At 66.2% G+C, this 25502-nt stretch carries 26 protein-coding genes and 3 pseudogenes; 13 read left to right on the top strand and 16 right to left on the bottom strand.

The features are described 5' to 3' along the window. Positions 1-157: 157 nt before the first annotated feature. The 8 genes and pseudogenes from EJC77_RS09750 to EJC77_RS21555 all read right to left on the bottom strand — a co-directional run. Positions 158-1063, bottom strand: a complete 906-nt coding sequence (locus EJC77_RS09750) for a class I SAM-dependent methyltransferase (RefSeq protein WP_205787067.1) — start codon at positions 1061-1063, stop codon at positions 158-160. A 277-nt stretch (positions 1064-1340) separates the two neighbouring features. Continuing rightward, positions 1341-2363 (bottom strand): zeta toxin family protein, encoded by a 1023-nt coding sequence (locus EJC77_RS09745; protein WP_125612053.1) that lies wholly within the window; start codon positions 2361-2363, stop codon positions 1341-1343. Positions 2364-2380: 17 nt separating this feature from the next. Continuing rightward, positions 2381-2866: a helix-turn-helix domain-containing protein gene (locus tag EJC77_RS09740; protein ID WP_125612051.1), complete on the bottom strand. Its 486-nt coding sequence runs from the start codon at positions 2864-2866 to the stop codon at positions 2381-2383. A gap of 395 nt (positions 2867-3261) precedes the next feature. Further along, positions 3262-4302: pseudogene (locus tag EJC77_RS09735) on the bottom strand (transposase); the annotation flags it as partial. Positions 4303-4434: 132 nt separating this feature from the next. Then, positions 4435-5430 carry a tyrosine-type recombinase/integrase gene (locus tag EJC77_RS09730; protein WP_125612049.1) on the bottom strand — a complete coding sequence of 332 codons (996 nt, stop codon included), beginning with the start codon at positions 5428-5430 and terminating at the stop codon, positions 4435-4437. Further along, the gene (locus EJC77_RS09725; protein WP_125612047.1) at positions 5427-6365 is read right to left on the bottom strand and encodes a tyrosine-type recombinase/integrase; all 939 of its coding nucleotides are present in this window, start codon (positions 6363-6365) and stop codon (positions 5427-5429) included. The genes EJC77_RS09730 and EJC77_RS09725 overlap by 4 nt, the downstream gene beginning before the upstream one ends. Continuing rightward, entirely contained in the window at positions 6362-7603 is a 1242-nt protein-coding gene (locus EJC77_RS09720; RefSeq protein ID WP_164520373.1) for a tyrosine-type recombinase/integrase, read from the bottom strand. The genes EJC77_RS09725 and EJC77_RS09720 overlap by 4 nt, the downstream gene beginning before the upstream one ends. 130 nt (positions 7604-7733) lie before the next feature. Beyond that, a pseudogene (locus EJC77_RS21555) lies at positions 7734-8057 on the bottom strand (IS3-like element ISAar46 family transposase); the annotation flags it as partial. A 324-nt stretch (positions 8058-8381) separates the two neighbouring features. On the opposite strand from EJC77_RS21555, the gene EJC77_RS09710 reads away from it, so the two are divergent. The 3 genes from EJC77_RS09710 (at position 8382) to EJC77_RS20680 (ending at position 9357) form a co-directional block, all read left to right on the top strand. Further along, positions 8382-8657, top strand: a complete 276-nt coding sequence (locus tag EJC77_RS09710) for a type II toxin-antitoxin system Phd/YefM family antitoxin (RefSeq protein WP_125612041.1) — start codon at positions 8382-8384, stop codon at positions 8655-8657. Next, positions 8654-8920, top strand: a complete 267-nt coding sequence (locus EJC77_RS21550) for a type II toxin-antitoxin system RelE family toxin (protein ID WP_420820312.1) — start codon at positions 8654-8656, stop codon at positions 8918-8920. Before EJC77_RS09710 ends, EJC77_RS21550 begins: the two co-directional genes overlap by 4 nt. Before the next feature lie 191 nt (positions 8921-9111). Then, positions 9112-9357, top strand: coding sequence for a hypothetical protein (locus EJC77_RS20680; protein WP_125612037.1), 246 nt, complete (start codon positions 9112-9114; stop codon positions 9355-9357). Between the two features lie 319 nt (positions 9358-9676). On the opposite strand, the gene EJC77_RS09695 is transcribed toward EJC77_RS20680, so the two are convergent. The 4 genes from EJC77_RS09695 to EJC77_RS09680 all read right to left on the bottom strand — a co-directional run bounded on the left by EJC77_RS09695 (position 9677) and on the right by EJC77_RS09680 (position 13996). Continuing rightward, positions 9677-10132 (bottom strand): iron chaperone, encoded by a 456-nt coding sequence (locus tag EJC77_RS09695; protein ID WP_125612035.1) that lies wholly within the window; start codon positions 10130-10132, stop codon positions 9677-9679. 83 nt (positions 10133-10215) lie between these two features. Then, on the bottom strand, positions 10216-12618 hold the full coding sequence (locus EJC77_RS09690) for an ATP-binding cassette domain-containing protein (RefSeq protein WP_125612032.1): 2403 nt from the start codon (positions 12616-12618) through the stop codon (positions 10216-10218). A gap of 297 nt (positions 12619-12915) precedes the next feature. Further along, on the bottom strand, positions 12916-13431 hold the full coding sequence (locus EJC77_RS09685; RefSeq protein WP_205787064.1) for a P-loop nucleotide/nucleoside kinase family protein: 516 nt from the start codon (positions 13429-13431) through the stop codon (positions 12916-12918). Between the two features lie 58 nt (positions 13432-13489). After that, positions 13490-13996 carry a VOC family protein gene (locus EJC77_RS09680; protein ID WP_125612030.1) on the bottom strand — a complete coding sequence of 169 codons (507 nt, stop codon included), beginning with the start codon at positions 13994-13996 and terminating at the stop codon, positions 13490-13492. Between the two features lie 62 nt (positions 13997-14058). Here EJC77_RS09680 and EJC77_RS09675 point away from each other — a divergent pair, with 62 nt between their 5' ends. The 4 genes and pseudogenes from EJC77_RS09675 to EJC77_RS21545 all read left to right on the top strand — a co-directional run. Then, positions 14059-14868 carry a helix-turn-helix domain-containing protein gene (locus tag EJC77_RS09675; RefSeq protein WP_125612028.1) on the top strand — a complete coding sequence of 270 codons (810 nt, stop codon included), beginning with the start codon at positions 14059-14061 and terminating at the stop codon, positions 14866-14868. A 57-nt stretch (positions 14869-14925) separates the two neighbouring features. Next, positions 14926-15120, top strand: a complete 195-nt coding sequence (locus tag EJC77_RS09670; protein WP_125612026.1) for a hypothetical protein — start codon at positions 14926-14928, stop codon at positions 15118-15120. Continuing rightward, on the top strand, positions 15113-15760 hold the full coding sequence (locus EJC77_RS09665) for a peptide deformylase (RefSeq protein ID WP_125612024.1): 648 nt from the start codon (positions 15113-15115) through the stop codon (positions 15758-15760). Before EJC77_RS09670 ends, EJC77_RS09665 begins: the two co-directional genes overlap by 8 nt. Before the next feature lie 53 nt (positions 15761-15813). Further along, positions 15814-16374, top strand: a pseudogene (locus EJC77_RS21545) (putative RNA methyltransferase); the annotation flags it as partial. Between the two features lie 274 nt (positions 16375-16648). On the opposite strand, the gene yczE reads toward EJC77_RS21545, so the two are convergent. Further along, on the bottom strand, positions 16649-17368 hold the full coding sequence (gene yczE / locus EJC77_RS21540; protein ID WP_420820311.1) for a membrane protein YczE: 720 nt from the start codon (positions 17366-17368) through the stop codon (positions 16649-16651). Positions 17369-17428: 60 nt separating this feature from the next. Here yczE and yczR point away from each other — a divergent pair, with 60 nt between their 5' ends. From yczR to EJC77_RS09635, 4 genes are all read left to right on the top strand, one after another. Further along, positions 17429-18847 (top strand): MocR-like transcription factor YczR, encoded by a 1419-nt coding sequence (yczR, locus tag EJC77_RS09650; protein ID WP_125612022.1) that lies wholly within the window; start codon positions 17429-17431, stop codon positions 18845-18847. A 77-nt stretch (positions 18848-18924) separates the two neighbouring features. Continuing rightward, positions 18925-19395 (top strand): NfeD family protein, encoded by a 471-nt coding sequence (locus tag EJC77_RS09645; protein WP_125612020.1) that lies wholly within the window; start codon positions 18925-18927, stop codon positions 19393-19395. Between the two features lie 81 nt (positions 19396-19476). Further along, positions 19477-20406: an SPFH domain-containing protein gene (locus EJC77_RS09640; protein WP_125612018.1), complete on the top strand. Its 930-nt coding sequence runs from the start codon at positions 19477-19479 to the stop codon at positions 20404-20406. 179 nt (positions 20407-20585) lie between these two features. Next, the gene (locus EJC77_RS09635) at positions 20586-20927 is read left to right on the top strand and encodes an RNA polymerase-binding protein RbpA (RefSeq protein WP_125612016.1); all 342 of its coding nucleotides are present in this window, start codon (positions 20586-20588) and stop codon (positions 20925-20927) included. Between the two features lie 111 nt (positions 20928-21038). Here the strand turns inward: EJC77_RS09635 and EJC77_RS09630 are convergent, their stop codons facing one another. The 3 genes from EJC77_RS09630 to EJC77_RS09620 form a co-directional block, all read right to left on the bottom strand. Then, positions 21039-21770, bottom strand: a complete 732-nt coding sequence (locus EJC77_RS09630; RefSeq protein WP_125612014.1) for a polyprenol monophosphomannose synthase — start codon at positions 21768-21770, stop codon at positions 21039-21041. A 595-nt stretch (positions 21771-22365) separates the two neighbouring features. Next, positions 22366-23451, bottom strand: a complete 1086-nt coding sequence (locus EJC77_RS09625) for a DUF1648 domain-containing protein (protein ID WP_125612012.1) — start codon at positions 23449-23451, stop codon at positions 22366-22368. Further along, positions 23448-23840, bottom strand: a complete 393-nt coding sequence (locus tag EJC77_RS09620; protein WP_125612010.1) for a GntR family transcriptional regulator — start codon at positions 23838-23840, stop codon at positions 23448-23450. The genes EJC77_RS09625 and EJC77_RS09620 overlap by 4 nt, the downstream gene beginning before the upstream one ends. Before the next feature lie 376 nt (positions 23841-24216). On the opposite strand from EJC77_RS09620, the gene EJC77_RS09615 reads away from it, so the two are divergent. Together EJC77_RS09615 and EJC77_RS09610 are read left to right on the top strand one after the other, a co-directional pair. Further along, positions 24217-24822 carry a helix-turn-helix domain-containing protein gene (locus EJC77_RS09615; RefSeq protein WP_125612008.1) on the top strand — a complete coding sequence of 202 codons (606 nt, stop codon included), beginning with the start codon at positions 24217-24219 and terminating at the stop codon, positions 24820-24822. After that, positions 24815-25417 carry a B3/B4 domain-containing protein gene (locus EJC77_RS09610; RefSeq protein WP_125612006.1) on the top strand — a complete coding sequence of 201 codons (603 nt, stop codon included), beginning with the start codon at positions 24815-24817 and terminating at the stop codon, positions 25415-25417. The genes EJC77_RS09615 and EJC77_RS09610 overlap by 8 nt, the downstream gene beginning before the upstream one ends. Positions 25418-25502 lie beyond the last annotated feature (85 nt).

Here is a 25502-nt window from a genome sequence, read left to right as displayed (position 1 = left end):
GAGTGGGTCAGGAGGGGCGATCCCAAAGGGCTGGGAGGCAATGCCTGTCATGTCGGGTGCAAGGTCCGGGCACATCCGCTGGTTCCGGACGCACTGGAATTCAAATCCAACATGGCTCAACTCGAAGGCGGCCCATCACATTCGGCTGTTTTTGCCGTCAGCCCAGCCCTTTGCGCCCCACGAGATGAAAGGGGCGGCTGAGTTGGCGGTAGGGGTCCCGTCGGCTGGCTTCGAGTTCGACTGCGGCCATCGCCGCTACCTGCCGTGAATCGGTGAGGTCTATCTCGGCTCCACTGAAATCGAGCCAGTCGGTAAACAGCCATACCCCGTACCAGCGCAGCGTCTCCACGCCCTGGCTCTGCATGAGTTCGCTGAGGTGCTCCACCGTGTCGGCTCGTGTCGGCACTCCCAGCACCCCAACCTCGCCGGTGGCGTCAAACGCCGCCAAGGCGTCGTCCCACCGCCGTTCCAAGGCTGGGCGCACCGCCAGCGTCTTGGCATTCCCGGCCATGATCGAGACCACGCCACCGGCAGCGGCGCACTGGCACAGCTGGTTGACCAACGGCTCCGGACGCTCCAGGTACCCGAGCACGCCATGGCACAACACGGCGGCGAAGCGTCGACCTTTCACTGCTTCGACGGCGTTCTCACCGTCGGCCTGAAGGAACGCCACCCGTCGTTGGGCCTCACCAGGCAGCCCTTGGAGTCGCTGTTGGGCTTTGGCCAGCATCGCCGGCGATGGGTCAAGCAGTGTCACCTCGTAGCCGGCTTGGGCCAGCGGAAACGATTGATGGCCGGCACCGCCGCCGACATCCAACACCGTGGCCGGCGGCTCGGGCAGATGCTCGAGCAGCTGCCGATGCAACACATACGTGCGCACAAGTCCCTTCGCTGAGGCATACGCCCCATCGGCAAATAGGTCAGCCAAACCGGCCCAAGTGTCATCAACCACAACATCAAGATACTGGTTGGTAGCCAGTAAGTGAAAGAGTTCAGCGCCGGGCCAATGATCCATCTGTAGTGACAAAAATCGGCTGGATGCATCAAGTGAAATGACGACCAATTGTCCACCCCGGTGATTTTGGTGAGCATGCCTCAACATGGATGCCAAAGAGTAGATCAGGCAGGGTGGACATGGGCGGTTCCGCTATACGGAGAAGGCCCCAATACAAGTTACCTTACATAATGTGGATTATCGGCGTTCGTCCGGCGCTCCCTGCATCGGCGCACCAACCGTCAGCCAACATTCCAGCTGGGCGCATTCCTCGTCTTCGCGTGAGTGGATTTTCTCCCGGCGAATCTCCGCCTCGAAGCGGTCTGAGAATGAACGTTCCACGTTGCTACCTCTCAAAGTCATTGCTGGGTGCAGGTCGGTCCTTGGCCGGGGCCGTGCGGGCAGGTGCGGCCGTCCGAACGGCGGCCAGGGTGTCGGCGTCCACCAGCGGACCGTCGTGTTTTGCGCGGCCGCGTTTGGTGTCCAGAACAGGAGCTGAGTACTTGTCTGTGACGCGGTACACGACGTACTCACTGACGCATCCATAGTCGGCGGCGACGGCGGCCGCGTTGGCTGCGCACCGGGATTCCTTGTCGCCAGGTGTGGTGAACAGTGAAGCCGAGAATGACTGCGGAACCCAGCGGCCGCCCAGTGTGGCGTCCGCGCCAGTGGCTGTGCCGTTTTCGGCATCTAGGTATCCGCGTTCCCAGCGTCCCATGGTGCGCGCCTCGCTGACGGCTTGGGTTGTTTCAACGTCGGCCACCATGACGTCGTAGCCGGCCGTCTGGAGGCGGTCCAGCAGAATCTTGGCTTGCTTCTCGTTACCCAGGGTGCCGTCGATGATGACATTCATCCCTGACTCCAGCGCCTCGTTGCGTGCCTTCTTGGCGAGGATGGATGACTCCGTGTGGACCAGGGCTGCCAGCTCGCGCGGGTAGAACTTTTCCCCCGCCGCTTCAAGGGCGCGCACTTCGTCCGGTACCAGGTAACTGTCGTAGCTTCCGTCCTGGCGCGCCTGTTGCAGCAGCTCGTCTTTGAAGTCGTCGGCGTTGATCGGCAGCCAGTGTTCGGGCTGCGTCCGGGTTGCCTGGATGAGGGCGGCCTGTGCGGTGGACTTTCCGGCACCCGGAGGGCCGGCAAGAACAATCGCCTTCTTGTCGCGGCGGACCTCGGGGCGTGACTCTATGAAGCGTGCCAGGATCTCGTTGTGCAGCCGGCGGCGGTCCTGGCGTGGCTCGCCTCGGCGGACGTTGAACCACTCTGGGTTGTGGGCGGTCGCGGTTTTGCTCTGGGCGGTCAGCGGTCCCCCGTCTGCGCCCAGGCGCTCCAAGGCGGCGCGGTGCGCTGCTGCCTGGTCATCGGTAGTCACGCTTTACGGCGTAGTCATCAGACTTCGGGGGCCTCGTCGGAGGCGTCCAGAATCTGGTCGTAGGCGTCGCCGTCGATGAGTCCTTCATCAAAGGCCCGGCCGACTTCCGCGAACGATCCCGGGGTGTCAAGGTACGGCGTGGACTCCCACTCGGCCGCCGCTGCGGCCGCGCCCTCGTTCTTCGCGTAGGGCCATGCGGACAGTTCGCGGATCATGGTGTCTCGGTCAATGTCGCCGGCCGCGTAGCGCTCGGCGATTTCGTAGGGGCTGGCTCCGCTGAATCCCTCCGGAATGGGCTTCACTCCCCTGGTGTCCGCCTGCTTGAGCAGCTGGCTTACGGACGGCTGGGCGATGCCCAGGGCGCGGGCTATATCGCGCTGTGCCGCCCCGGCCTCCACGGCGGAGCGTACGGCCCTGATGTAGTCCAGGCCGCCCAGTTCCCGGCGTGCCCGGGCGCGGCGGGCGTTGACAAGTGCGGCTTCGGGGCTGGTGGTGCTCGTCATGTCCAAACCTCCTATATAGGTAAGCCTATCAGTCGCTCACGGATGTGTCACTGGCCCGGCAGCCCGGGCGGCTAGTCTCGGAAGCCTTGGCGGGAATGGGCGCTTTGCGCCTTCCCCGGTTCTGTGCCGATTTCGGCGACGTGCGGTGCCGCGCGGGTGAGGTGGTCCGTGGCCCAGGATTCGGGTGGCCAAAAGCACCGTCACTCTGAAAGTCAAGCGGCGGGTCGGACAGGCTCCGCGCCGCGCCATCTGTCTTGTCAATCTCGCCAACCAGTGGGTGTTTTCGTTGGTTTGCGCCTGACGAACTAACGAAAACACCCACTAGCTCCTGACACGCCACAGGAACCAGGACTGACGCCCCCGGAATTTTTCAAGTTGAACGGTACCAACGGGAGTTAGGCGGCTTCTTTTTCGGTCATCTCCTGGGGTTTGTTGATCCACGCCGGCCCGGGTAGGGCGAGGATTTTCGGGTCGGTGGTCGTGCTGAAGCGTTGCGGGTTTTTTGCCCGGGCTGCGGCGAGGATGGCTGAGCGTTGTTTGGCGACGTCCTCCGCGAGCCCGTAGTGGACGTTCGCGGGGGTGTGGTAGCCGATGCCGGAGTGTTGGTGGTGATGGTTGTACCAGTCCACGAACTCGCTGATGAACGCCCTGGCGTCGCCGAGGGAGGCGAAGCGTTCCGGGAACGTTGGCCCGTATTTCATCGTCTTGAACAGTGACTCGCTGTACGGGTTGTCGTTGGACACGCGCGGCCTGGAGTGCGACCGGGTGACCTCCAGGTCGGAGAGCAGCGCGGCCACGGTCTTGGACGTCATGGACGTGCCCCGGTCCGCGTGCACGACGTGCGGGATGCCGTGGATGCCGAAGATCTCCTTCATCATCTCCACCGCCAACACCCCGGATTCGGTGGCATGGACGTGGGCGCCGACGATGAACCGCGAGTGGATGTCGACCATCAGGTAGCAGTCGTAGTATTTGCCCTTGACGGGGCCGGGGAACTTGGTGATGTCCCAGCTCAGGACCTGCCCGGGGGCCGTGGCGACGAGTTCGGGCACAGCCCGGGGCGGGTGCGTGGCCAGCCGGCGACGTTCCTTGACCTGCTTGTTCTCCTCCAGCACCCGGTAGAACGTCGAGAGCGAGCCCAGATAGGTCCCGGCATCCAGCAGCTTCGTGTAGACCTGGGCCGGCGCCAGGTCCACGAACTCCGGCGCGTTCAGCGCCGACAGGATCTCGGCCCGTTCGGCGGCGCTGAGCTTGTTCGGCGGAACCGCCGGTTCCCGTTCCCGGGGCGGGGCGGGTTTACGGTGTGCCGTGGTCCGCGAAATCCCGGTCAACGCCGCTGCCTGCCGGGACGGGGTCCCGGCGGCGAGCAGTTCCCGATAGGAGGCCATCAGCGCTTCTTGGGCTTGGGCTCGTCCTCTGCGCTCTCGGAGAGATCCTCCAAGAGCGCGTGTAGTTTTCCCATCGTATTCCGATATCGGAATACNGTTATGCCGATGGTCGGATTATGCCGATGTTTTCCTAAAGGTCCTGGTCAGACGGTGGTTGTTGTCTGAAAGCTCGGCATAACCTTAGAGGTTTTCCAGGAATGCCAACAGTGAATCCGGGGGCTTGTACCGTCCCGGTCCGGTCGTGGCTGGCGCGGTGCGGTCGAGGGCCCGCTGCTTGATGGTCATGTCGGCGTGGAGGTAGGCCCGGGTTGATTCGATGTTCGCATGCCCGAGCCACAGCGAAATCGTGGCCACGTCGATGCCGGCGGCCAGCATGCGCATGGCGGTTGTGTGCCGGAGAATGTGCGCGGTGACGGTCTTGCGTTGCAGGGAGGGGCAGTTCTTGGCGGCGGTGCGTTGGTGAACGGCCAGGCGCTGGGTGATGGCGTCAGGGCTCATCGGATGGTGGTTCCCCTGCGTGGGAAAGACGGAACCGTCCGTGCCAAGTTGGGTGTTTTCTTCCCACCAGGTGGTCAGCGCCGCGGCGAGGTCAACATTGATGGGCGTGCTGCGCTCCTTGCGTCCCTTGCCCCGGCAGGCGACGTAGGCCGGGGCATGCAGCTGCAGGTCTGCCCAGCGGAGGTTGATGAGTTCGGTGACGCGCAGCCCGGTATGGAGCAGGAACTCGATCATGAGCTGGTCCCGCCGCCCGGTCCAGGTCGTTGTCTCCGGGGCGGCCAGGAGGGCAGCCGCTTCGGCATCGGTGAGATAGACGATATCCACTGTTGCAGTGTTTTTGGGTGCAATCGCCAAGACGCGGGTGATGAGATCGGCATGCTCGGGGTGCCGGTAGGCGGCGTAGTGGAAGAACGCGTGGATGCCAGCCAGCCGGGCGTTGCGTGTGGCTGGTGCATTGCCGCGGACTTCCTCCAGATAGGTCAGGAACTCCGTGATGCGGTGAACATCAAGGGCCGTGAAATCGAGGGTGTTTGGCTTGATGTGGTGCTGTTCGGAAAGGTAGGTGAGCAGCAGCCGCCAGGTGTCACGGTAGGCGGTGATCGTGTGGGGGCTCGCCGCTTTCTGGCCCATCAGGTAGCTGGTGAAGAATGCTTGAAAGGTTGGTGCGATGAGGGTCATGACAGCAGCTCTCCTTGATGTTGGGCGGCGCTGACCCGTTCTTCAACGATGGCCAGCAGTTCGGGTATCGCCGTGAGATACCAGTACGTGCTTGCCGGGCTGACGTGCCCGAGATAGGTGGCCAGTGTGACGGTCCGGGCATCGACGTCAACACCGTCCCGGTAGGCCTGCAGCAGGGCATTGGTGGCAAAAGTATGTCTCAAGTCGTGCAACCGCGCTGCTTTGCCGCCGGGGCGTGCCGTGTATCCGAGAGCGGCGCGTAAGGTGCGGAAAGCACTTTCAAGGCTGCTGGGATGGGACCGGTGCCCTGCCGAACTGATGAAGAACGGCACCGGATCACAAGCAGGCACGCCTGCACGGCTGGCGTGAAGATAATGCTGCAACGCCGCTGCGGTGCTGTGGCCGATCGGGACGAGGCGGGTGTTGCCGCGTTTCCCTCGAACCGTCAATACGCCGCTGGCCCAGTCGATGTCGGAGAGGTTCAACCCCACGCATTCACCAATCCTCATCCCTGTTGAGGCCATGAGGCCAATGAGGGTTTGCATCGTCAACCCGCGCGTGGCGGGCTGCAGGGAAAGTGCTTGGCGCATCAGGGCCTGCACCTGGGAATCGCCATAAATATAGGGTTGTTGGCGGATCATCCGGGTGGGAATGAGCCCTGCCGGGACCGGTGCCGCCAAGAGCGGCTCGCGGGCATGAACATAGGCGGCGAATCCCCTGACCGCGCTCAACCGTGCCGCCTTCGTGCGGGGATCCGCCATTGCCGGCAGGCACGCCCACTCCAGCGCCGTGTCAACCGTCAGGGTGTTCTGGCCTGTTTCATTGAGATGTTTCAAGTACCCGTGAAGCAGGTTTCCGGCCGCCTTGAGCTGGTGTCCCATGGTGTGCCGCAAGAGCAGATAGTCGTCTTCATAGCTTTCCAGTGTCCGGGTCATGGCCGGTCCTGCGAAGCCCGCTGGTGGTCCTCAACGACCGTCAGCGGCCAAGGCCTGGTGAGGCATCGCAGCCCGTCGAGGTTGACCTTGGCATAGATCACTGTCGTGGATGGACTGGAATGACGCAGCAGCTGGGCGGCCTCTCCCAGCGTTCCTCCGCTGCCCAGCACGGCCGTGGCCAGACTGTGACGCAAACGGTGCGCACCGACCCGGGAACCGATCCCCGCACGGGCCCCACGAAGGGTGACCATCTGGCTGATCGATGTGCCGGCCAAGGCCCGATGCGGTGCGGGAACCTGCAAAAATACGTGGCGGTCAGAAGACACCGGACGGGCCTTGGCGAGATAGTCCACGATCGCGGCACCAACATCCACCGGCAATGGCATGAGTTCGCAACGGCCAGCCTTACCGGTCACCTTTACCGCACCGGCCCGCCAATCAATGTCATCCAGGGTGAGGTCCTGGACTTCACGCGAACGCAACCCCATCCGCGTCAGGACCAGCAACAATGCCTGGTTTCTCAACGGCGCTACTTCACGCGCCGCCGGGCCCGCAAGGATCCCGTCGACTTGGCTGGCAGTGAGGAACTTCGGGAGACCCGCATACGGTGAATAAGCAACCGGCCCGATGCCCTCGGCGGCGGACGGGCCGATCACCCCGTCCAATAACAGCCACCGGAGGAATGCACGAAGCGCCGTCGCTGCAACCCGGATCGAGCCCGCTGATTCCGAGGCTCCCCGAAACAGCAGAAAATCCGTGGCCTCAACGCTAGACAACGATCCCCAGCCGGTCCCGGAACGCCCGACCCGCCAACGCAGGAACGGCCGTACCTGGTTCAAATAATTCACCACAGTCGTCGGCCGCAATGCCCGTTCAACCACCAGGTACTGTTCAAACCGTGAGAGCAGTTCATCCTCGGCAGAGCGGACCGGCGGCGGATCGGCGGTGCGTTCAATGCCCGCGGCCGCGAGAAACCCGGTGAACGCAGCCAGGGATCGGGGCGTACGGAAATTGCGGTAACGCAGCCGGCGCTCAGCAAAGAAAGCACCAATGACCTGGTCCGACAAGCCACGGACTGCCAGCCCGTGCTCTTCCATCCACCGGGACAAATGGGCAACCAGCTGGAGCTGATTCGAGGCCGAGTCGGGAGAGTAGCCCATCTCCGACAAACACCTGTGAAAATCTGCCGCCAACACTGCCAGCGGACCAACAAGAACAACCTTGAACGGATCGCCCATGGCCTTCGTCCCTTCCATAGAAACTGGAAGGCCAAGTATCCGCTCACACGCCCNGCCGAGCTTTCAGACAACAACCACCGTCTGACCAGGACCTTTAGGAAAACATCGGCATAATCCGACCATCGGCATAACCCATCACCTCAAGGGCTGCCTCGGTTCTCTTCAACCGGCTCTCGCTCACCTCCAACTGGCGGCGCAACCGCGCGTTCTCCATCTGGTCCTTGGAGAGTTTCCCCACCGACTCCCCGGGCTGCTTGCCCGCCAGCACACCGGCATCCCGGAGCCGGCGCCACTCGGTCATCTGCGAGGAATACAGGCCCTCCCGGCGCAGGAACGCACCGCCCTCATGGTTCTGGCAGGCGGCCTCGTACGAGGCCAAGAACTCGAGCTTCTGCGCGGGGGTGAACGACCGGCGAGGGGTCGGGCCACCGGCACGCGGTCCGGGACTACTCATACGACCATCTTGTCGTACTGCACTCAAAACTGGACTGGACATGATGATTGGATTCCTGGTTCTCGCCCCACGCGATCAAGTGGACTTGCTATGAGCCCTCGGTACCGTTCCAGCCTGACACGTAGGGCCCCAGTGGCTCCCCTCCGACGCACTCATAGGTAAAACTGCCTGAATCGACGAGACGACGAGCTTCACCGCCTGCCATCCCGCCCCCACTTTGGATCAGACTGAAACCACTGCGACCAGTCGATGAATACCGGACTCTGCCAATCGAGAAGATAATCTGGCTAGTTCTAGGCTACACATGAGGCTAGAATTGTGCGCATGAGGTCGGTACCGCTGTCCGAGGCAAAGGACAAGCTCTCGGGATTGGTCGAGGAAGTCGACTCGACTCACGAGATCGTCACGATCACCCGGCATGGTCGGCCCTCGGCGGTGCTGATGTCTGCCGACGACCTCGAGTCCCTTCACGAGACCATCTACTGGCTCTCCACGCCGGGGATCCGAGAAATTGTCGCAGACGCTGACTCAGATACTGAGTCCGGGCGCACGATGGGCAGTGATGAGTTGCGCCGGCGGCTTGGGCTCCCCGCGCAGTGAGTTACCGGATCGAGTGGACGTCCGCCGCCGTAAGAGACATGGAACGCCTCCCGGCCAGGGTTGCTGGGGCAATCGTGACCTTCGTCGATTTCCGTCTCGCAGATAACCCTCAGCGGCTCAGCAATCCGCTCGAGGCCGACCTCGCACCCCTGCGTAGCGCACGCAACGGGGACTACCGTGTGCTCTTCCGTCTTGTCGAGCAGGCCGAATCCGTCTTGATTGTTCATGTGGATCACCGTGCCCACACATACCGCCCGCGCTGAATCGACCGAAAACGCCAAGCCGGTCAGCTACATCTCGGCACGAAGGATGTCTTGGCGACCTGGCGTCCACCATCACAACGTGACGCCCGGAGTTCGGCCGTCGCTCGGCGGGCACTGGTACCCTTGACGCGAACCAGGGCAAGCTGCAATCCCCCATGTTGTGATTCAACCTAGCGGACTAGCCTTGAACCATGCCGAAGACGGTGCAAATACGCAACCTGGACGACGAGGTTTACGCGGGGCTCGTCCGACGCGCAGCTGACTACGGGGTCAGCGTTCCAGAACTCCTGCGCACCGAGGCCGCACGCCTGGTGGCACGACCCAGTATCGAGGCTTGGTTGCAGCGCACGCGGCAGCGTACCTCTGGGCTCGATCGCGCAGAGGTCCTGGAGGCGCTCGATGAACAGCGTGGCCCATGGCCCGATGCTCGTCATTGACGCTTCCCTCATCGAGACCCTGACCGGCGCGCCGGAAGCCAAAACGGTCCGGGAGCGGCCCACTACCGACGGCGACCTCGCTGCTCCACACATCCTCGGCGTCGAGGTCTTCGGCAACATCCGGCGCGGAACCCTCCACGGACTCCGAAGGCTCGCCCCTCGTCGCAGTGATCGCCGAAGCACGCGGTACTCCCCCGCCACAATTGTTCGAGACAAGCTCCCGCCTGTCGGAAGTGCTCTTACGAGCTCCCTGATCATGGCCAGGTCGAGATCGGCCTCCAGATCCGCTCTTGGCTAGCGATGTCCAGTTTTGGGCTCCTCAGCCCACCGCCTTCTTCACAAGCGCGCCGATCCTTTCCTCGTCGTCGGCCGTCAACTCAGTCAAGGCGAAGGCGGTCGGCCACATGGCGCCGTCGTCTAGGTTGGCCGAGTCATTGAAGCCAAGCGTCGCGTACCGCGCCTTGAACTTGGCCGCATCCTGGAAGAAGCAGACCACGGCGCCGTCCTTGGCGTAGGCCGGCATCCCGTACCAGAGGCGCGGCGCGAGATTCGGCGCCGCTTCGGTGACGATGGCGTGGATGCGCTCGGCCATGACACGATCGGCGTCCGCCATCTCGGCGATCCGATCGAGCACCGCCTGCAGCGCCTCCGCCCGGCTCGCCGACGCCTTGAGCTCCTTGGCGCGCTCCTTCATGGCGGCGCGTTCCTCGGCCGTGAATCCCCCGGCTGACTTCGTCCTGGGCGCGCTCGTCGCAGGCTTCGATGCTTCGTTCATTGCGAGTCCTTTCTGAGTGTTTTCTGTGAGAGACACTACCGATCCGGCTCCCCCGCCGCTTCTCCGAAACTGCTCTCTGCCGTTCAGCCGCCGACGTAGGCCGCGAGGTGCTCGCCGGTGAGGGTCGAGCGACCGGCGACGAGGTTGGCGGGGGTGCCCTCGAAGACGATCCTGCCGCCGTCGTGGCCGGCGCCGGGGCCGAGGTCGATGATCCAGTCGGCGTGCGCCATGACCGCCTGGTGGTGTTCGATGACGATGACCGACTTGCCGGAGTCGACGAGCCGGTCGAGCAGGCCGAGCAGGTTCTCGACGTCGGCGAGGTGCAGGCCGGCCGTGGGTTCGTCGAGGACGTAGACGCCGCCCTTCTCCCCCAGATGCGTGGCCAACTTCAGGCGCTGCCGCTCGCCGCCGGACAACGTGGGCAGCGGCTGGCCGATGCCCACATAACCGAGCCCGACGTCGACAAGCCGTTGCAGGATCGCGTGCGCCGCCGGGATCCGCGCCTCGCCGGCGCCGAAGAACTCCTCCGCCTCGGTCACCGACATCGCGAGCACTTCGCTGATGTCCTTTCCGGTGTCACGGCCGCCGAGGCGGTATTCCAGCACGGCGGCCTGGAACCGCTTCCCGTCGCATTCCTCGCAGGTGGTGGCGACGCCGGCCATGACGCCCAGGTCCGTGTAGATGACGCCGGCGCCGTTGCAGGTGGGGCAGGCGCCCTCGGAATTGGCGCTGAACAGGGCCGGCTTCACGCCGTTGGCCTTCGCGAACGCCTTGCGGATCGGGTCGAGGAGGCCGGTGTACGTCGCCGGGTTGCTGCGCCGGGAACCCCTGATCGCGCCCTGGTCGATCGCGACCACCCCGTCGCGCCCGGCCACCGAGCCGTCGATCAGCGAACTCTTGCCCGAGCCCGCCACGCCCGTAAGCACCACCAGCAAGCCAAGCGGGATGTCGACGTCGACGTCGCGCAGGTTGTGCGCCGTCGCGCCGCGGACCTCCAGCATGCCGGCGGGCGTGCGCACCGTTGGCTTCAGCGAGGCCCGGTCGTCGAGGTGGCGGCCGGTGAGGGTGCCGCTGTCCCGGAGCCCTTCGAGCGTGCCCTCGTAGCAGACGGTGCCGCCCGCCACGCCCGCGCCCGGGCCAAGGTCGACGACGTGGTCGGCGATCGCTATTGTTTCCGGCTTGTGCTCCACGACGAGCACCGTGTTGCCCTTGTCCCGCAACTGCAGGAGCAGGTTGTTCATCCGCTGGATGTCGTGCGGATGCAGCCCGATGGTCGGCTCGTCGAAGACGTACGTGACGTCGGTCAGCGACGAGCCGAGATGGCGGATCATCTTGGTGCGCTGCGCCTCGCCGCCCGAGAGAGTGCCCGCGGGCCGGTCGAGCGAGAGGTAGCCGAGCCCGATTTCGACGAACGAGTCGAGGGTCTCCCCCAGTGCGGCCAGCAGCGGCGCCACCGACGGCTCGTCGAGCCCGCGGACCCATGCGGCGAGGTCGCTGATCTGCATCGAGCAGGCGTCGGCGATGTTGATCCCCTTGATCCTCGACGACCGGGCTTCCTTGCTGAGCCGGGTGCCGTCGCACCCGGGACAAGTCGTGAACGTCACCGCACGCTCCACGAAGGCACGGATGTGCGGCTGCAGGGCGTCGACGTCCTTGGACAGCATCGACTTCTGGATCTTCGGAATCAGCCCCTCATACGTGAGGTTGATTCCTTCAACCTTGATCTTGGTCGGCTCTTTGTGGAGCAGGTCGTCCAGTTCTCTCTTGGTGTACCTGCGGATCGGCTTGTCCGGGTCGAAGAAGCCGGAACCCCGGTAGATGCGGCCGTACCAGCCGTCCATGCTGTAACCGGGGATCGTGAGCGCGCCCTCGTTGAGCGACAGGCTGTCGTCATACAGAGCAGAGAGGTCGAAGTCGGTGACCGAACCCATGCCCTCGCAGCGCGGGCACATGCCGCCGGTGATGCTGAAGCTGCGCCGCTCTTTCACGGTCGTCCCGCCGCGTTCGAGCGTGACCGCCCCCGCCCCGCTGATTGAGGCGACGTTGAAGGAGAAAGCCTGGGGCGATCCGATGTGCGGCCGACCGAGCCGGCTGAAGATGATCCGCAGCATCGCGTTGGCGTCGGTGGCGGTGCCGACCGTGGAGCGGGGGTTCGATCCCATCCGCTCCTGGTCGACGAGGATCGCCGTCGTCAATCCTTCGAGGACGTCGACCTCGGGCCGCGACATCGTGGGCATGAAGCCCTGCACGAAGGCGCTGTAGGTCTCGTTGATCAGCCGCTGCGACTCCGCGGCGATCGTGCCGAACACCAGTGAGCTCTTGCCCGAGCCGGAAACACCGGTGAACACCGTCAGCCGGCGCTTCGGTATCTCGATGCTGACGTCCTTGAGGTTGTTCACACGCGCACCGTGAACGCGGATCAGATCGTGACTGTCGGCGGCGTGCCGCGCGGGCGGCTTCGTGTCCGTCTTCGTGGCCGTGCTCATCGTGTCTCCCTCTGCTACGGGGGGCCGGCTTCGCGGTCGACGTCGGCGTTCCCTGGTTCGATCCAACCGCCTTCGAGCAATACCTCTGGTTCTCCTCCGGCAGCGCGGTCGCGGCAACGGTCCGCAGTTTACCTGATCGGCAGTGCCGGCCGGGGTGGCGCAAGAACCAAGGCAGCAGCGCCTCTTCGGCCCGAGGAGCCTCTGTTGGGCCCCGGCCACGTGGCGCCCAACATCTGGGCCAGCGGATCTTGGGAGTCCGATCTGGGCGACGGCCTACGCAAGCAGTCGTGGTCGGCCCTATGACGTCCGCACGCGTTCGGCGAGCAGAGCAACGTTCACCGGACCTGACGTATCGACCGACGTGACGTGACCGATCGACAAGGGAATCGGATTGGCCATCCACTCCGCCCACGGCGCACGGGCCGCCTGACCGTCGGGGTGTATGGGATGCCGGACCCGTGCCGCGTACCGTTGCCACGCAAGATCCGGGGGCACGTCGCACCAGATCTCCATGACAGCAGGTTGTCCGGACTTGGCGATGCCGGCCAGCACGTACGCCAAGTCGCGGGGTCGAAACCACCACGACTCCACAATGACCCACCCGGGCATGGCGGCGGCGAGTTCCCACATGGTTTCCGATGCGATCTGGCCAAGCCGTCCCGAGGGCACCAACTCCCCCGTGATGTCAGCAAATGCTTCCTTCAGATCGTCCTTGGACACGACGGGGACCCCCAGTTCTGACCCGAGCTGACGGCTCAGCGTCGTCTTCCCGGATCCAGGCAGACCATTCACGAGAATGAGCGTTTCAGCCATGTCTCATTGTCCAACGTCTGTGGCGGGTACCGGGGCAAGTGGCCCCACGCGTGTCAGGTCATCCCTGAAACGACTTGGCCCATTCGGCCACGCGCCGGGCGCTCTCCTCGGGCGAGAGGTCCTCGACCCGGGTCATGATGGTCCACCGTACGCCGAAGGGATCCAGCACCGAGGCATACCTGTCGCCGCTGACGAACGTGGCCGCCGGCTCCCGGATCGTGGCTCCGGCGGCGGCAGCCGCGGCGGCCACCGCATCCACGTTCGTCACATAGACGGCCAGTGAAAACGAGGATCCGCCGGAAAGGGATGGCGCCACCAGTCCGTAACCCTCGATGGGATCGCTCAGCGTCAGCATGCCCGTGCCGAAGTCGAGCACCGCGTGGGCGATCGACCCGTCCGGCCCGCCGGTCTGGTCCAGGAGCCGGGCCCCGAAGACCTTGGCATAGAACTCCAGGGCGTCCGTCGCCGGTGTCACAACAAGGTGGGGCGTGAGTGATGTGCTGCCGTGCGGCATCCCGTTCGTGGTGTGTTCACCCGTTGCTGCCGAGGTCTGTTCCGTAGTCATGCCCCTACGATAGGTGGACGGGCCGCCCCCGTCTTGTACTTTTGCGACACACCAGGAGTGCCATGCCGGAATCCCGAGGCCATCTCAACCCCGGCACGGCCGGAGTGAGCCTGGACCGGTTCGAGCTGGGCCCGGGCACGTCGGAACTTGTCCGGCACATCTGGATCGTGCGCTGGAACCTGCCCATCGGCGTCGTCCGACCCCAACGCGTGCTGACCTACCCGGCCTGCAACGCCATCCTCTCCCCCGGCGCCACCTACCTGTTCGGACCCGACCCGCGCGTGAGCGTCGCAGAACTCGCAGGCGAGTCATGGACCGTCGGGGTGCTGTTCCGCCCGGTCGCCGCGCCGTTCCTGACAGGCACAAATCCACGGGCGTTGGTCGGCGCCACCGAGGACCTCACACACGCGCCCGGGCGCGACGTCACACGCATCATGACCGCCGGCACCTTTGAACGCAGCGCACTGGTCGGTGTGCTCCGTGCCTGGCTGGCGCCCATTGCGGAGGGGATGGACGACGACGGCAGGCTGGTCAATACCGCCTGTCGCCTTGCGGAACAGGACGGGTCGATCACCCGCGCGGCCGACCTGGCCGCCCGCCTCGACCTCGCGCCGCGGACCCTTGAGCGGCTTGTCCAGCGATACGTGGGTGTGACGCCCAAGTGGCTCATCGAGTGCCGGCGCCTGCAGCACGCCGCCAGCACCGTGTTCACGCAGCCCGATACCGACCTGTCAGGGCTGGCCGTCGAGCTGGGGTACACCGACTACGCCCATTTCTCCCGCCAGTACAAGCAGGTCCTGGGTGAATCCCCCGCCGACACGCGACGCAGCGCCCTGACCACGCCGCTCGACCGTGGGCGCCGCACTCGATAGGCTCATCGGGCACCACCTGCCACGAATACTTGTCGAGAAACCCACGGAGGCCGGGCCATGAAATTCGTCCTGGAGATCGAGCTGGACGGGGCGGCAGTCGGCGCGGCACCCGCCGCCGAGCTGGGCCGCATACTGCGCTGCCGGGTCGGCAACCTCAAGTACCACGACCTCATCGACGGCACCTCGGAGACCATTATGGACAACACCTACTCCCCCGTCGGCACGTGGCGGGTTACGGCCGCCAATGACTGATCCGGCCAACGCACCGCACACGCCGGCCCAAATCCGGGGTCTGGTCCGCGACATCCTGGACCGGGAAGCGCTGCCACCGATCGTCCAGGCCGGCCACCCCGTGCTGCGCGCCCGGGCGCTGCCCGTCGACGGCCAGTTGGAACCGGAGGAACTCGCCGGCCTCATCGACCTCATGCGTAGCGTCATGTGCGAGGCGCCCGGCGTCGGCCTGGCCGCGCCGCAGATCGGCGTCCCGCTGCAGCTCGCCGTGTTGGAGGACCTGTACGACGTCGCCGACGACATCGCCGCAGAACGAGACCGGCGCCCGCTGCCGTTTTTCGCCATGCTCAATCCACGCTATGAACCCCTCGGCACCACGCGTGCGCTGTTCTACGAGGGCTGCCTGTCGGTGACCGGCTGGCAGGCCGTCGTCGACCGGCCCGCGGCGGTTCGGCTGGCCTACATGAACGACGCCGGCACGCACCTCTCGCGCGACTTCACCGGTTGGCAGGCGCGCATCGTCGCGCACGAGACCGACCACCTGGCCGGCACGCTGTACCTGGACAAGGCAATCTCCAGGTCGTTCACCTCCAACGCCGAGTACGCCGGGCACTGGGCGCAGCCGGGCATCGCCGAGGCCCGGGCGGGCCTGCAGTTCTAGGTTTTCTGCGAGGCGTCCCCGACAGGGCCAGGCCAACTGACTAGGATTGACGCATGCGCGCCCAGGCCGTCCAGGCACTCCTCTGCCCCGTGTGCGGCCTTGACTTCCGGCCCCCGGCAACGGACGACCGGGAACTCGCCTGCCTCGACGGGCACCACTTCGACATCGCCCGGCAGGGTTATGTGAACCTGATGGCCGGCCAAGGCACCCGCTTCCAGCAGGACACCCCGGACATGGTCGAGGCACGCGACGCCTTCCTCGACGCCGGCCACTACGACCGTCTGGCGGACACCCTGGCCGAAAGCGTCGCGACACACCTGGCCGGGAACACCGCCGAGGCCACGGGGCGCACCCCCCTCGTGGTCGACGCCGGCACCGGCACCGGCTTCTACCTGCACCGCATCCTGGCCGGGCTGGCCAATGAAGGCCATGAAGCGGCCAGCATCGGCCTGGACATCTCCAAGTTCGCGTTGCGCCGCGCGGCCCGCCGCAACCCGGGCACAGCCAACCTGTCCTGCGATGTGTGGCACCCGCTGCCCATCGCGGCGCGGGCCGCGGACGCCGTCGTCGTCGTCTTCGCCCCCCGCAACCCGGGCGAGTTTGCGCGCATCCTGCGCCCGGGCGGTCTCCTGCTGGTGGTCACTCCCCTGCCGGGCCACCTGGCCGAGCTGGCCGACGGCCTGCTCGGCATCCAGCAGGACAAGGAGGCAGCCCTGCACGAGTCGCTGGCCGGGCATTTCCTGCTCGAGAGCCAATCCGAGCTCCGGTACACCCTCCACCTCGGCCCGGACGATGCCGCCAACGTCACGCGCATGGGCCCGGCCGGCCACCACGAACGCCGGGGCGCCCCGCACGAGGGGCCCGTCAGCGTGTCCGCGGCATTCCGGATCAGCGAATTCCGTCCACTCCCGGCCCAAGAACCCCCGAACCAAGAACCCCCGGCCCAGGCAGGGCCGGCACGACGGCCGTGGCAGGTTCCGGTGCGGTTGCGCCCGGCTTCCCGGCATGCAGGTTGACGCGCAGCCAGCGCAACATGACCTGCGTCAGCGGGCCCACGCCGATGGCGAACACCAGGGTGCCCAGGCCCACCGTGCCGCCCAGGAAGAAGCCGGCGACGACCACGATCAGCTCGATGCCGGTCCGGATGAGCCACACCGGGCGGCCGGTGACACGCACCAGCCCGGTCATCAGGCCGTCGCGCGGGCCCGGTCCCAAACCGGCCCCGATGTACAACGCCGTGGCGAACGCCAGCAGCACGAGACCGGCCGCGAAGGACACGCACTGCAGGGCCAGCTGGTCGAACCGGGGCACGATGGCGAGGCCCACGTCGGCGAACGCCCCAACGAGGAACGTGTTGGCGACAGTGCCGAAGCCCGGCCATTGGCGCAACGGGATCCACAGCAACAGCACGCCGACACTGATCATGATGGTGGCCACCCCGAAGGACAGCCCGGTCGTCCTGGCCGCGCCTTGGCCGAAAACATCCCATGGCGACGCGCCCACCCCACCCTGGATCATGAGCGCGATGGCCAGGCCGTAGGCGGCCAATCCGACGAACAGGCGGACGAGGCGGGCGGCGAGGAGATCCGTGGTGAGGAAGCGCAACATGGTTCCAATCCTAGTCAAAGTGGCCTTATGCAATAGGTCCAATTCGACTATTGTGGCCTTATGACCTCCATCATCACGGGCCGGCGCCTCGCCCGGGACCTGGGCGAATGGCGCACCGACGCCCCCGCCTACCGGGCCCTGGCGGACCGGATCCGCCTCCTGCTGCTGGACGGGCGGCTGGCCACCGGCACCCGCATCCCGGCCGAACGCGACCTCAGTGGTGCCCTTGACCTGAGCCGCACCACCGTCGCGGCAGCCTACGCGAAGCTGCGCGACGACGGCTACCTGGTCAGCGTCCGCGGCTCCGGCAGCACCCTGGCCCTGCCCGGCGGGCGGCGCGGCGAACACGAACCGGCCGGCCGGCTGCCACTGGATTTCACCAAGGCCACGGCGCCGGCCTTCCCCGGACTGGCCGCAGCGTTCGCCCGGGCGGCCGATCAGATCACCGGCTACCTGGGCCACGACGGCTTCGACATGGTCGGCCTGCCCGACCTGCGCGAAGCGATCGCCGGGCACTACCGCGACCGCGGGGTGCCGACCGACCCGGACCAGGTCATGGTCACCATCGGCGCCCAGCATGCGCTGAGCCTGGTCACCCGGACATTACACTCCACCGGGGAGCGCATCCTGGTCGAACAGCCCACCTACCCGCACGCGCTCGACACATTCGCGGCGGCCGGCGCCCGCCTCGTGGCGCTGCCCGTCCAGCAGCACACCGGGTGGGACCTGGCCCAGGCCCGCCTGCAGTTCCGCCGCGCGGCCCCCAGCATGGCGTTCCTCATGCCCGACTTCCACAACCCGACCGGGCTGAGCATGCCGGTGGCGGACCGGGAGGAGATCGTCGCCGTCGCCCAGCGCGAGGGCACCGTGCTTGTGGCCGACGAGACTACCGCCCTGCTGGACATCGACCGGGGCCCGATGCCGCCGTTGTGCGCCTTCTCCCCCAACTCCGCCAATATTGTCACCCTCGGCTCGTTGGGCAAGATCGCGTGGGGCGGGCTGCGCATCGGCTGGATTCGCGCCCCACAGGCCCTGCTGGGGCAGATCCTGCGGAACCGGCCGGCCGGCGATTTGGGCACGCCCCTGTTCGAGCAGCTCGTCGCGACCATCCTGCTGGCCGACCTGCCCGCCATGACGGCCAACCGCGCCGCCGGGTTGCGCCGCGGCCGCGACTTCCTGGTCGGCAGGCTCGCCGAGACATTGCCCGACTGGGACGTCGTCGTGCCCGACGGCGGCCTGACCCTGTGGGTCAACACGCAGGACGCGTCCAGTTCGGCACTGGCGCTGGCCGCCCGCCCCCGCGGGCTGGGCCTGGTGCCCGGACCACGGTTCGGCCTGGACGGCGCGTTCGAGCGGTTCCTGCGCCTGCCGTTCTTCTACCCGCAGGACCAGCTGGCCGAGGCCGTCGCCATCCTGGCCGAGCTGCGCGACCACGTCGGCGGCACGCCGCTGCGGGTGCCGTTGCAGGCTGTCATCTAACACCCAGCCAACTGGCGGCGCCGTGACGTGGCATACGTAGTAGGCTCATTGGAAGGACAAGTGACGAGGGGGACTCGATGTTTGCATGGTTGGTCGACAACGGTTGGCTGATATGGCTGGTCGTGTTTCTTGGTTTGGCCGTGGTCGAAATGCTGACCCTCGGCCTCTATTTCATCCTCATGTCCGTCGGCGCCCTGGCGGCCATGGTCGCCTACTTCCTGCACGCCGACTTCACGCTCCAGGTAGTGGTGTTCTGCGTCGTCGCGGCCGCCATGACCATCTTCATCCGGCCCGTCGCGATGGTCCACCTGCGCCGCGGCCCCGCCGACCTGCTGACGAACGTGGACCGCCTGATCGGGCGCGACGCCGTCGTCGTCGAGACCATCGGCGCCGCGGGCGGGCGCGTGAAGATCGGCGGCGACGTCTGGTCCGCCCGGGCCGCATCCGGCACCGAACTGGCGGCCGGGACCCCCGTCGTCGTGTCCGCGATTGACGGCGCCACCGCCGTCGTCACCAGCACGACGGCGGCGCCAACCGCGGGCGCCTAGGCCCACCCGCGCACCGGGCCATCCGGCAGCCGCCGAAGAACTTGTCACTCATGCCCGACAGCAACGAAAGAGGGGAACGCAATGTTAGGTTTCGGAGGTGCGGCGTTGACCGTCGTACTCATCATCCTGATCATCTTTGTGGTGGTCGTCCTGGTGAGGTCGGTACGGATCATCCCGCAGGCGCGCGCCGGCGTCGTCGAGCGCCTCGGCAAGTACCAGCGCACGCTCAACCCCGGGCTGACCATCCTGATCCCCTTCGTCGACCGGTTGCTGCCGCTGCTGGACCTGCGCGAACAGGTTGTCTCCTTCCCGCCGCAGCCGGTGATCACCGAGGACAACCTGGTCGTGTCCATCGACACGGTGGTGTACTTCCAGGTCACCGACCCGCGCGCGGCCACGTACGAGATCGCGAACTACATCCAGGCCGTGGAGCAGCTGACCACGACCACGCTGCGTAACGTGGTCGGCGGGCTGAACCTCGAGGAGGCGCTGACCTCGCGCGACCAGATCAACGGCCAGCTGCGCGGCGTCCTCGACGAGGCGACCGGCCGCTGGGGCATCCGCGTCAGCCGCGTCGAGCTGAAGGCCATCGACCCGCCACTGTCCATCCAGGACTCCATGGAGAAGCAGATGCGCGCCGAACGTGACCGCCGCGCCGCCATCCTGACGGCCGAGGGCACCAAGCAGTCGGCCATCCTCACCGCCGAGGGTGAACGGCAGTCCGCAATCCTGAAGGCCGAAGGTGACGCGAAGGCGGCCATCCTGCGCGCGGACGGTGAGTCGCAGGCCATCCAGAAGGTGTTCGACGCCATCCACAAGGGCAACCCGACGCAGAAACTGCTGGCGTACCAGTACCTGCAGACGCTGCCGAAGATCGCCACCGGATCGTCGAACAAGCTGTGGATCATCCCCAGTGAGGTGGGCGAGGCGCTAAAGGGCATCGGCAACGTGCTCGGCGCCACGACGCCCGATCTCGCCGTCCCCGGGGAGAGCGCCGGCGAGCACGTATAATGGATGTTCGGCCGGGCGGCGCATCGAAAGCCGCCGGCCCGGACGCGGGGAACATCCGTCCATGTTTCCGCGTTGAAACTGTAGACGTTACAAGCCTGCACACCACCCGACACGGTGGCGTGCGGGCATCCCGCCTGCCACGGACGACCTGCCGGCAGGCGCCTACTTGAGGAGAAGTCATGAGCGATCGCAGCCTGCGGGGCATGCGCCTGGGTGCCCAGAGCATGGAAACCGAGTCCGGAGTCGAACCGGCCCCCCGCCAGCGGGTGGAGTACCGGTGCGCCGACGGCGAGCAGGTGTTCGTGACATTCTCCATGGAGGCGGAGATTCCCCCGGTCTGGGTGTCCAAGACCGGCAAGGAGGCGATCCTGGTCGACGGCGAGAAGCCCGTGGACGCCAACGCGAAGCCCGTGCGCACGCACTGGGACATGCTGCTGGAGCGCCGCACCGAGGCCGAGCTGGAGCAGATCCTGGCCGACCGCCTGACGGCATTGCGTGAACGGCGCGGCGAAAGCGCCTGACGGCCGCTCGGCGCAAACAACCGCAATCACCCGCAAACGCGAAGGGGCCGGGCCGGAATCCGTGCAGGATCCCGGCCCGGCCCCTTTCGTGCGGGCGGCCCGGGGCGAACGCTACTTGCCCCGACCGGTGAGCTTCGCCCAGCGGGCCGCCAGGCCCCACCGCGTCACGTTGACCACGGCCTCCTGGAAAATGCCGCCGCTCATCTTCGAGGCGCCAAACTCGCGCTCGACGAACGTGATGGGCACTTCCACGATGCGCAACCCCTTGAGCGCCACGCGCCACAACATGTCGACCTGGAAGCCGTAGCCGACCGAATCGACCGTGCCAAGGTCGACGGCCTCCAGGGTGCTGCGCCGGAACGCGCGGTAGCCGCCGGTGATGTCGCGCACCGACAGGCCCAGCAGCAGGCGCGAGTAGAAACTGCCGCCACGGGAGATCAGCTTGCGGTGCAGTGGCCAGTTCACGACCTTCCCCCCGGGCACCCAACGGGACCCGAGCGCCAGGTCCGCGCCCTGCTCCACGGCGTCCAGCAGCAGCGGAAGCTGTTCGGGCTGGTGCGAGCCGTCGGCGTCCATTTCGACCAGCACGTCGTAGCCGGCCTCCAGACCCCAGGCGAAGCCGGCCAGGTAGGCGGCGCCGAGCCCCGCCTTGCCGGCGCGGTGCAGGACATGGACCTGGGGGTCGGCGGCGGCGAACTCGTCGGCCAGCGCGCCCGTGCCGTCCGGGCTGTTGTCGTCGGCGACGAGCACATCCACCTGGGGGGCCGCGGCGCGTAGCCGGGTCAGCGTCTTCGGCAGCGATTCGAGCTCGTTGTAGGTGGGGATGATCGTGAGGACGCGCAAGTAACGGGTGCCTTTCGTGTGGCCGCAAGGGAGGCGCCGGGCCCACCCCGGGGAATGCTTGGCGGGGTGCACCGGCGGGCGTGTCGGCGAACCGCCCATGTCAGCGCGCCAAGAGTCCATTATAGGTGGAATGCGCCGCCGCCAGCGTCACGGGTCACGCGCATCAGGGCGGGCAAAGACAAATCCACGCGCCTTCGGGCCAGCATGGGCCGGATTTTCAAAGATCACGGCCAAGCTGTTTTCTGATGACGCGTGGACTTGTCCCCCCTGAAGAAGCCGGCCCGCATTCCTGCGTTGCCGGCGGGGCCACGAGGATGACTGGCCCAAAGGCCAGCACCATTCGGTAAGCCGTTGTCCTAAATCCTATTGCCTCAGCGGCGTGTGTCAACAAGCGCAAGACCAGCGCCAACGCCGTCAACATGCGGGTCGGAACCGTTAGGATCCCGGGCGGGGAATCATCCGACAGTTTGTGCACTAGTAGGGGTGGCTTGTGAATAAGTGAAATATCCGACGCTATGGTTTGGCTGATCGTCGCATTGGGGGGCGGTGCGAATTTCGGCTTTGGGCGGCACTCGCGACGCCACCGCTGGGGGGATCAGCCGCCGAAACGGAGGGTGATCAGCAGGCCGATCAGTGCCACGACGCCGGCCAGAAGCATCGCTGCCCTGGGATTGCCGAAGTTGAGCGTCCATCCCAGACCGAACCGGCGCGGAACCAGCAGCGTGTGGTCTTCGCGGTTGATGTAGAACAGGCCACCGCGCCAGTACTTGTCGTCCTCCCGGTGGGTCAGGCCGGTGTCCTCCTCGCCCTCATCCTGCTCACGGTTGTTCCTGGCCAGGACCACGACTGCCACCACGACGGCGGCCAGGATCGGGAGCACGATCACCAACGGCGCCCACGAAGTGACCGTCCCGGTCCACATCAGCAGCGATGATCCCAGCATCCCCAAGTCGATCATCGCGACCAGCCCGAGCAGCGCCTTGGCGCCCAGTGACATGTACCGGCGGTGCCAGTGCGCGGAGCCGGCCGGGTGTGCCGGGTCGATGTCGGGCCGGCTGCGGAAGAAGATGGCCGCCGCGATACCCACGAGCAGTGCAGTCACGCCGATCTGCACGAACACCAATGAGAAGGCGGTGCCGACCGACTTGGCAACCAACCGGTTGGGCACGCCCTTGGCGCCGTAGTGCACCGCGAGGATCTCGGGCATCGACGGGTAGCTGATCACGCCGATCACCACCGTAGCGACCGTGACGATCAGCGCCGGTGCCAGCCAGAGCCAGGGAAACCGCGGTGGATCGGTCCGCAGCGCGGTGTCCACCGCGATGCCTTGGTGCAGGCCCTGGTACCAGCCCCCGGCGGTCTTGGCGGCCCGGATCTCGTGGTTGGCCAGGAAGAAGCAGCCGTACCAGACACCGACGAGCACCAGCACCGACAACGGCAGCAGCAACGTCTCGCCTGTCACGCCGTAGATGACGACGCCGACCCCGGCGGCGACGATCCCACTGACGAGTACCCGCCATCGGTAGATGCGGGTCTGCCTGACCACCGTCGGGTCCTCGGCACGCTGGGCCGGTACCCGAACCCCGAAGGGCACGGTCGGACTGTTGATCGAGGGCAGCGCCAGGGCGAGTACGAGCACCAGTGCCAACAACACGGAACTCAGGACGATGGCAACGGTCATGGCATGTCCTCTGGATGCGTGGTACCGAATGAATCGAGCACGGACCGACAGGTCTTGAGAACCTCGTGAGCCGGTACTCCCCTGGCGACGGCCTCGGCCAACAGGGTCCGTGCCCTCGCGGTCCACTCCGCGGGGAACGGCGGGTCCGCGACCGTCGAGGTCACCACTGCACCGGTCTTGCGGTTGAGCCGGATCAAGCCCTGCTGTCGCAGGAGGTCGTAGGCCTTGTTCACGGTGTGGAAGTTGATCCCAAAGTCCGCAGCGAGCGTCCTGGTGGCCGGCAACGAGCTGCCCTCGGCCAGCACGCCCTCGGCGATCGCCTCCACGATCTGGTCCCGAAGCTGCTGGTAGATCGGCACCTCGCTGGCCAGGTCGACGTTGAGGATCATCACTCCCACCTCCTACCTTTGTTCTATAAGTTATAGAACAAATAGTGGCCGATGGCAACGTCGAACCGTCTTGCCATCTAGGGGTTGAGCGGGATCCGTGCAGCGATTGGCGCTCGTGGATCAAATCAGTGTTGTACCGGCGGATTTTGGAGGCTTGAGGACCAACGCTCGGGAAAGGGTCGTTCACAAGACACTCCAAGGGGTCTGTGCAGAGTGTTCCATGGACGGTCGTCTGCACGAGTCATGCATGGTTCGGTCCTGATTGGCGGTACGAGGTGCGACATCGAAGCTCAAGAGGGTCTTTGGGTCACCCTATTGACGGGCGGCCGAACGAGGGCTGTAGCCTAGTGCACTGAGAGTGCAGTATGATGCACTTATGGATCAGAGTACAACGACCTTGGCGCTGGCAATCGGCGCCCGGGTTAAGCAGGAGAGGCAGTTGCGGGGCTGGACGCTTGATCAGCTGGCCGAGTCTGCAGGGGTAAGCCGCAGGATGGTAGTCAACGTGGAGCAGGGTGCCGCGAATCCCAGCGTGGGAACACTCCTGAGGATCAGCGACGCGCTCGGTGTGGGGCTGCCGGCGTTGGTCGAGCCACCTCGGCCGAAGCCGGTAAATGTCACCCGCAGTGGTGAGGGCGCCGCTTTGTGGATCGGTGAGTCCGGCGGCCGCGGGGTATTGGTTGCCGGCACCGAGCCGCCGGACGTGGTTGAACTATGGGACTGGACGCTGGGTTCCGGCGACCGTCACGTGAGCGAGGCCCACACATCGGGCACCAAGGAGCTCTTGCAGGTCCAGCAGGGCACTGTCACGGTAGAGGTCGCAGGCCAATCGGTCACCCTCGATGTAGGCGATGCAGTGACGTTCCCGGGCGACGTGGCACACTCTTACGCCAATCCGGGCACGGAGCCGGCAAGGTTCTCCCTGGCCGTCTTCGAGCCGGGTGTGGGAACAAGACACCGGCCGGAGGCGTCCGATGCCTGAGCTGAGCATGCTCCAGGCGGCGGAGTCCGCGGCCCGCGAGCTGCTCGGCGACCGGCCGGTCGAGCAGCTCCCGCACGTGGCTGCGTGGCGCGAGGCTTACCATGGCTTCGGAGCCAAACCGAACCGCACGCGCAACAGCCTGGAGGCGCTCCTGCGCCGTGCGGTGTCCGGGTTGCCTCGGGTGAACGGTCTCACCGACCTCTATAACGCGGTCTCAGTGCTCCACCAGGTCCCGCTGGGCGGGGAGGATCTGACTCGCTACAGCGGTGCGCCCCGGCTGGTCCGCGCCACCGGCAAGGAACCCTTCGATACCGCCGCCGACGGCGTCGCGGTGATCGAACACCCGGAATCCGGCGAGGTGGTGTGGTGCGATGACGCCGGAGTGACCTGCCGGCGCTGGAACTGGCGCCAGGCACGCCGCACCCAGCTCGGCGAGCACACCACCACCGCACTGTTCATCCTCGACGCGCTCGAACCCATGACCGACGAGGCGCTCCACACCGCAGCCGAGGACCTGGTCGCCCGGCTCGGTCCCGACGTCAGGGTCGCCCGCCGCCTGATAGCCGCCGGCACGACAGTCAATGAGAGAGACTGACATGCTTTTCCATTCCCGGATAAGCGCGTTCGGCGACTGGCAGACCCGAAGGGGCCAGCCGTGAGCAAACGCGTCCTAAAAAGTG

Source organism: Specibacter cremeus (assembly GCF_003946885.1).
Taxonomy (GTDB): Bacteria; Actinomycetota; Actinomycetes; order Actinomycetales; family Micrococcaceae; genus Specibacter; species Specibacter cremeus.
The sequence above is the reverse complement of the archived record's forward strand: the minus strand, read 5'-3'. Positions and strand labels throughout refer to the sequence as shown.